Raw genomic sequence first — 7780 nt, 5'->3', positions numbered from 1 at the left:
CCGACGCCGTGCCGCGGCTGCGGCGGTTCATTCTCGATCTGGCGGTGCGCGGGAAGTTGGTGGCGCAGGACCCGAGCGACGAACCGCCTCTCGAGCAACTGAAACAGGCACGGCACCGGCTCGAAAAGGCCGCAGAAACAACAAAGCGTCTGAGATGGAATCCTTCCCTCGCAATTACGGTTGCCGATGGAGGAAAAGACGTTCCTCGCGGTTGGCTGCCAGCAAGGGTCAATGACACGGGACTCTACATTAACGGCCTAGCTTTCAAGCCTTCTGATTGGAAGCCAGAGGGTCTACCGATTATCCGCATTCAGAACCTCACCGACCCGTCGAGGGAGTTCAACTTCACGCAAGGTGATTTCCCGGATGAAGTACTTGTTCGCGATGGAGATATCCTTGTTTCATGGTCTGCGACGCTGGAAGCGTTTAATTGGGACCGTGGTCCTGGGGTTCTCAATCAGCACATCTTCCGGGTGATCCCCGACGAGGGACTCAGCACGCGTGATTTCTTGCTTCTGCTTTTGCGGCATGCTATTCGCGAGATGGCTGATAGTGAACACGCGCACGGGTTGGTAATGTCGCATATCAACCGTGGCCCGTTCCTCGAACACATTGTCTTGATCGCCCCCCTCGCCGAACAACACCGCATCGTTGCCAAGGTCGACGAGCTGATGGCGCTGTGTGATCGGCTGGAAGCGGCGCAGAACAAGCGGGAGCAGCGGCGCGACCGGCTCGTGACCGCAAGTCTGCAGCAGCTACAAGATCAAGAATGTCTCACGCCAAGGCGCCAAGGCGCCAAGGAAGAAAAAGAAGCTGTCAAGAATGACCTTGGCGCCTTGGCGCCTTGGCGTGAGCCTGTCTTTCTTCAGGACATACCGCGGCTCACCACCCGACCCGAGCACATCAAGGCATTGCGCCAGACCATTCTCAACCTCGCCGTCCGCGGCCGTCTCGTCACGCAAGATCCCACTGATGCACGCGTTCAAGATTTCGGTATCACGCGGGAGGTGCGTCAGAATGATCGATTGGTTTTGACGCTTCCCGACAATTGGTGTTGGGCGAAAGTCGAGCATGTCGCTGACGCAAGATTAGGCAAGATGCTCGATAAGGCGAAGAACAGGGGGCAACGCTACCGTTACCTCGGGAATACTAATGTCCATTGGTTCGACATCAGAACGGACGACCTGAAGGAATTGCTAATCGAAGACGGCGAAATTGAAAAATACTTGCTTATTGATGGGGACGTACTTATCTGCGAAGGCGGTCACGGCATTGCTAGAACGGCAGTTTGGCGAGCAACCAAGGGTGACGTAGCTTTCCAAAAAGCCTTACATCGCGTGCGGCCTAGCACTGCACTTAGCAGTGACTTTTTCGCTTACTGTATCTCCGCCTATTTCGATGCAGGCGTGCTTCAGACATATTTCACGGGGGTAGGAATCCCGCACTTTACTGGGAGAGCGTTATCATCACTGGTGTTCCCCCTGCCTCCTATCTCCGAACAACGCCGCATTGTCGCCAAGGTCGATGAGCTGATGGCCGTCTGCGACCAACTGGAAGCCAATCTCACCACCACCCAAACCGACAGTCGGCGGCTGCTTGAGGCCGTGCTGCGCGATGCGCTGGCATGAGCATCGATTCTCTATTCTGTTCTTACCTTCGCCTGGGGGCGGCGCAGACCAAACGGGACGAGCGGCGCGACCGGCTCGTAAACGCCAGCCTGCGGCAGCTGCAAGATCAAGAAAGTCTCACGCCAAGGCGCCAAGCTCGCAAAGATAATTCATTGTCTTCCTTCTCTTCCTTGCCTTCCTTGTCTTCCTTGGCGAGCTTGGCGCCTTGGCGTGAGCCTGTCTTTTGTGGGAGCCCGGGCACAGTCTCAGAGCCTGGGAATGAATGATCACAACACCATCGAGTAACCACCATGTCTGATCACAGCAATTGCATCTTTTGCGGTATCGTGCGGGGCGATATCCCGGCGGTCAGGGTGTATGAGGACGAGCATACCGCCGCCTTCATGGATGTCCAGCCGGCCAGTCCGGGGCATACCCTGGTGATTCCAAAGGCCCATGCGGCGAATCTGTTTGAAATCTCGGCGGCTGACCTGGTTGCAACAACGCTGACGACTCAACGCATGGCCCGCCTGGTGCAGAAGGCACTGGCGCCCGACGGCATCCGCATCATGCAGACCAATGGCGCTGCCGCCGGCCAGACGGTGTTTCACTATCACGTGCATATCATACCCATGCAGGACGGACAGCGGCTCGGTGCGCATGGCCGTGAGCGCGCCGACCCCGAGGTCCTCAAGGCCTTGGCGGCAAAGATCCAAAATGCCCTTAGACCATGAAGGAACGGCTTGACCAGGCAGCAATACCGGGGCTCTGCGGCCGCGGCCGCTTGATCTCAAGGTTTGGTATACCAGTATGCCGGGAATAGTGCCATGCGAATGAATTCTCCGATTGGGAAAAGGATTCTCGCTGCGCAAATGCTGGCCGCGATCGAAGCAAAGGAGTGGGTCATTGGTGCTCGCTCGGGCGCGCTGATGAGGGCTGAATTCTTGGCCGTTGATCGAACCAGCGGGCCGAGAGATAGGCCAGATTCAATGGCAGGGTCCACCATAGCCCGACCGGAGAACGGGACAAACGCCGACTGATGCTCAGCGGCGAATAGAACCGGCGATTGGCATAACGATACCCGTCGAGCAGCGTCAGGGCGCTCATCTGCCGCGGCCGGAAGACGACGTCCTGTCGTCCGTTGTATTTTGCCCAATCCCTGGTCAAGATGCGATCTTCGGCCTCCAGGCGCCGATACAATCGCGTTCCAGGGTAGGGTGTCAGGATGTTGAATGTCGCATTCTGCACCCCAACAGCCTCCAAGAAATCGAGCGTGTCGGAAAATATCGCCTCTGTGTCATGGTCAAAGCCGAAGACGATCCCAGCTTGGACCGCGATGCCATAGGAATGGATGCGCTCAATGACCCGCGCATAGTCATCGACGCGGTTGAATCCTTTGTGCGCCTCGTCCATGCTGGCTTGTGAGATGGATTCCAGGCCGATGAATAGTTGCTTACATCCACTGCGCGCGGCTAATTCCAGGAACTGCGGATCGCTGCCAGCCTGAATACTTGCCTGGCTGCTCCACCATTTTCGGTGCGGTGCAATCGCCCGAAACAACGCCTTGGCATAGTCCAGATCACTGGCCAGATTATCATCCCAGAAGATAATCACTTTTCCTGCAAAAGATGCATATTCCGCTGCCACCGCGGCCACGGGTCGCTGACGGACCAGGCCGCGATACATCACGCGGAGCGTACAGAAATCACAGTGATAAGCGCAGCCCCGCGTGGCAAACAGCCTTCCCGCGGTATGGTCGCGACGGTGAAACAAGTCTTTGCGGGCCACCGGTGCGTTATCGAGGTTCGGCAGACCGATCGCGCTATAGCGCCGCTGGTACTGTCCCGTTGCGAAGTCGCTCAGGAACTTGGGCCACTGCTGTTCCGCTTCGCCGACAAAGATCACGTCCGCATATTGTTGTGCCTCATCGGGCACCAAGGTCACATGTGGTCCACCCAATACGACCGGGATGCCGCGCCGGCGAAATTGTGTTGCCAACTCATACGCATGAAAGGCACTGGGCGTATGAAAGGTCATCGCGACCAGATCGACCTGCGAGGCCACATCAACGGCCGTCACGACCTCATCGACGTGGATGACCTGCCAATCGTCCGGCACCAAGGCCGCCAGATAGGGCATGGTGATCTGTTGGAAATTCAACACCCGCACGCGCCGCACCCTGCCGATCTCCGGCGAGGATGCGGTGATCAGGAGGAGTCTTTTTCGAGCTGACGACTGATACCTGAGCATCATCCCAAATCCGCTAATGTCTCACGCCAAGGCGCCAAGTTCGCCAAGTGGATTTCTTGGCGAGCTTGGCGCCTTGGCGTGAGCCTCTCTGCCCATCATTTCCCTGCGCTGGCGCTTGGCGATCCGACCGGCGCCACGGTCGCGGGGCCCGCGTTCAGATTCAACAGCGGCAAGATACCGCGTTCGCTGAGCAAGGTTTGGGGCAAGGTGCCGCTCCAGCGCTCGGCCGCGACCAGCGAGATCGCCTCGGGATGCGCGGCGACCGCCTCGCCCCGCACGCGCAAGCTGCCCGCTTGCGCCGCGCCGATAATTTGAATGGCTTGTGCCTCGCCATCGGCGCGGATGACTGCTGAGCGTTTCTGGCCTTCCGCTCCAATTGCCGCGGCGTCGGCTTCGCCTTGGGCGCGGACCCGCACCTGCTCCGCTTCGAAGCGAATACGATTCACCGTATTCTCGGCCGCCACCGCGTCGTTCTTGGCCTTCACCGCCGCTTCAACGCTGGCGACAAAGATCGGGCTATATTCGATCTTGGCGATCTGCAAATCGACCACCTCAATGCCGAACAACTCATCGAGCCGGCTCGCGACGGCCTGCCGGATTTCGTTGGCAATGACCTCGCGCTCCTCAGAAATCTTGATCGTGTTGCGCCGGGCGAAGACCCGCATGGCGCGGTCGGCGATGATCGGTTCCACGTTCTCGCGGATACCGAAACTGCCGGATTGTCCGACCTGGTAGAGCAGGCGAAAAACAGCCTTGGGAGGAATCCGGTAGGTCAGCCCGACCGAGATCCTGACCCATTGATTGTCGATGGTATACATCGTCAGGTCCTGAACCTTCAGGATGTCGAGCGAGACCTGCAAGCGATCCACCTGATCGATGATCGGGAGCTTGAGGTGAATGCCTGGACCATAGGGTTCGCGGGTGGTCACCTGGCCCAAGCGGCGCACCCCGGCCATTTCCGTCGGATCGACGATGAAGACGCCGAACCAGATTAGTGATCCGGCCAAGACAATCGCAATCGCGAATGGGTGATAGAGCAAGCGTGTAACGCGCTCCGGTAAAATCGGCAATGGCATCGTAGTCTCTCATGGCCGCGCTTGGCAGCAACAGGCCCTCATCGGGCGGACGAGCACAGCGTATCCGCAACGGCGGACCAGATCAAACCAAGTCCATACCGCGGTGGTCAGGGCGGCGCGCTTGGCGCCCCGGCGTGAAAATAGTTGAGCAGGGACCTAGTATTTTGGCCGTTTTGAACTACCCTTTCTTCTAGGGCAAGACCGCTTCGCGGCGAACCCGCCGGCGAACTTCACCAGTCGATGCCGCGGATGGAACGCCGCGAGGCCAATTGCCAGGATGACGCCCACCAGGGATTGGTCGGGTATGCGCAGGCGAGGCGCGCGGTCGGGCGACGCGGCCATGCCGGACCAAGCTGGAATCGTCCCACTGGAGTCTCGTCAGGGTCCGCCGCAGACTGAAATCGGACCAACCGGGCGCGGAACCGGCCAGTCGCAGAATGGACCCGCACGGCCGGACACGTCACCCGTAAGTCCGGGCTCTGCAACCGTACGTCTGCGCTCTGTAACCGCACCATTCCAAGACTCACCCAAAGTGCTAGAACCAAAAATATATCATGATGTTACATGGGGTCCACAAGGTATTGTGCTGCAACCTCAAGTTGGCGCTCTATAACCGCACGGTTATGCTCTAGGACCTCCCGGTTGCGCTCTAAAATCTCGCGGTTGCGCCCTGAAACCTCGCGGTTGCACTCTGAAACCGCAAGGCTAAGCCCCGAAACCGCACCTCTGAGTCCTGCAGCCGCATGGCTGGAACCTTAGGCCCTATGGGTGGGTCTTGGAATGGTACGACTGGATCATGGAATAGTACCGGTGCATCCGCAAGGGCACCAGCGCGTCCTGGAAGGCGATGGCTCCGTTCTGCCATGGTATGACGCCAAGGCCGGGCGACCCGCCGCGATCCTCGGCACAGGCGAGGGAGCGCCGCCAGCATTCCAGTTAGAGGCAGGAAGGAGAAAGCCAACATGCCAAGAACTGATTTTCTCCCCAATAGAGACAGTGATCTCGCGATCGCGGTGGCGCGCGCCATGTCAACACTGAGGGCCGATCCGGCGGCTTATGGTGTCACACAGGAGGATCTGACCCCCGTCACCGCGGCCGCCTCGAAGGGGGCGACATCCAAGAAGAACGCCAGTCGCCGCCATTTGGAGGCGGAGTTCCGGGCCTTGGTCCGGCGCATCAAGTCCCATCGCGGTTATACCCTGGAACAGGGTGATACGCTCGGGATCGAAGGGCCTAAGCACCTGGTCGATCTCACCGCCGCCAAACCCGATCTGACCGCGGTCGATCAGACCGCTGGTGTGGTCGTCTTGCGTTTCACCAAGCGTGCAAGCGACGGCGTCAATCTCTACTCTAAACGCGAAGCCGATACGGACTGGGTCTTGCTGAGCCATGTCATGGCCTCGCCCTTCGTCGATGACCGCCCATTGCTGCGTCCGGAGACGCCCGAGTTGCGGCGCTACACCGCCATCTATCTACCGGCGCAAAGATGAGCAGGTCGGCACCTTCAGCGACGATCTGGTGATTGCCTGCGCGCCCTAGGCGCGGCGGATACCCCTCGCTCGGCATTGCGCCCACGCCGGCAGGTCGGCCGGCCTTCAGACCGACCGACGGGGATAGTGCGGGTCTATCCGCTGCCATTTCTTGGCGGGCCTGGTGCCTTGCCGTGAGAGATTCGGGCCAGCGCAGCGCCGGCAACAGTTGGGCGCTGCCCCTGTTCCCAATTCTCAGGGTGAGCGTCGCCACGCGCAGCCGGCGGGCGAAGACCGCCCGCGTGACCGCCGGGGGCAACTCGACGGGTGTGACACCGGCGACGAACTCGAGGCGGCTGCGCCAGTCCAGCGTTTCGCCGGCCCGGACGGCCGCGCGAGACAGGCGCTCGCCCACCACGTTCACGCGCACATCGCGCACCGTCGGCAACTGTTCCTGAAAGACCATCGGGGCGAGCGCGAGCGACTGCACATCGGCGAGGTCGTCTTGCGTCAGCATGTGGGTGAAACCTATCGCCGCAGTCGGAAATACCCATTGGAGGCTCAGCGGCGGGCTCTGTATCTTCGCAACCGTCGGCACAGCAAAGGGTCGTTGGATCGCCCCCCACGGTACAACAGACGCATCACTGTGCTAAACGGTAACGATATATGCGCAATCTAACGCAAGGTGACCATCATGAGTGACAAAGATCTCAGCACCCGCAGCAACCATGCCATGTGGCTGGCTATCGGCATCATGTTGGCCCCTCTGGTGCCCTACGCCCTGAGCGGCACTGGCGGCTAACCGCTGACCACATGCAAACGAACGCTCAAGACGGTCGCGGCATCGCCTGGAGCGTGGCCGTGACCTGATTGGCGATTCGTCGTTACGCGCCATTCGAACCCTTCAATGGCTTGGGTGCTGGCCCGCCCTTAACTCGCCGAGCCCCGTAGCCGGGACCTCGTTCCCGCGCACCCATCGCCAACCTGACGCTTCCGTCTCGCGCGCAGACAAGCGCATGGCCCTGCTGCCAGATAGCGGGGTTGTGTGTATTCGCCGCGTTCTTGCGCGTGTATCTGAACCGCGGGAGGATGCTCCGGGAAACGACGAAGGCAGGAACCCTAGAGAAGATCGGCCTAATTTAACCGAACTAGACCAGTCTTTCCGGAATCCCCATACCGTTCTCTGCCCGAGCAGATCAAGGCTGCATTACGCGCCGCCGCCGCCCATTGCAGCGATCTGGGCGAGCGCGGGCGACAGTATGCCCCCTTGCTATCCTCTGTCGGCCCCGATCCGGGAGACCCATTCGCAGTCCCTCAGTTGGTCCGTCCATGACGCGCCCGCGGCCGCGCGCTCGCCCTTTGACAATTTGCCGGTATT

5 protein-coding genes are annotated in these 7780 nt (G+C 60.0%); 3 read left to right on the top strand and 2 right to left on the bottom strand.

All coding sequences use genetic code 11. From position 1 onward, the window contains the following. Together QZY44_RS10205 and QZY44_RS10200 are read left to right on the top strand one after the other, a co-directional pair. On the top strand, positions 1-1628 hold a 1628-nt coding region (locus tag QZY44_RS10205), incomplete at its 5' end, for a restriction endonuclease subunit S (protein ID WP_295445786.1). A 290-nt stretch (positions 1629-1918) separates the two neighbouring features. Next, complete coding sequence (locus QZY44_RS10200) at positions 1919-2341, top strand: HIT family protein (RefSeq protein WP_295445784.1); 423 nt, start codon at positions 1919-1921, stop codon at positions 2339-2341. A gap of 169 nt (positions 2342-2510) precedes the next feature. Here the strand turns inward: QZY44_RS10200 and QZY44_RS10195 are convergent, their stop codons facing one another. Together QZY44_RS10195 and QZY44_RS10190 are read right to left on the bottom strand one after the other, a co-directional pair. Continuing rightward, positions 2511-3860 (bottom strand): radical SAM protein, encoded by a 1350-nt coding sequence (locus QZY44_RS10195; protein ID WP_295445782.1) that lies wholly within the window; start codon positions 3858-3860, stop codon positions 2511-2513. Between the two features lie 92 nt (positions 3861-3952). Continuing rightward, positions 3953-4933 carry a prohibitin family protein gene (locus QZY44_RS10190; RefSeq protein WP_295445780.1) on the bottom strand — a complete coding sequence of 327 codons (981 nt, stop codon included), beginning with the start codon at positions 4931-4933 and terminating at the stop codon, positions 3953-3955. Positions 4934-5895: 962 nt separating this feature from the next. On the opposite strand from QZY44_RS10190, the gene QZY44_RS10185 reads away from it, so the two are divergent. Beyond that, positions 5896-6423, top strand: a complete 528-nt coding sequence (locus QZY44_RS10185) for a hypothetical protein (RefSeq protein ID WP_295445778.1) — start codon at positions 5896-5898, stop codon at positions 6421-6423. The last annotated feature ends 1357 nt before the right edge of the window (positions 6424-7780 follow it).

It is taken from the genome of uncultured Thiodictyon sp. (assembly GCA_903837595.1).
Lineage (GTDB): Bacteria > Pseudomonadota > Gammaproteobacteria > Chromatiales > Chromatiaceae > Thiodictyon.
This window is presented reverse-complemented; position numbering and strand designations above follow the sequence as displayed.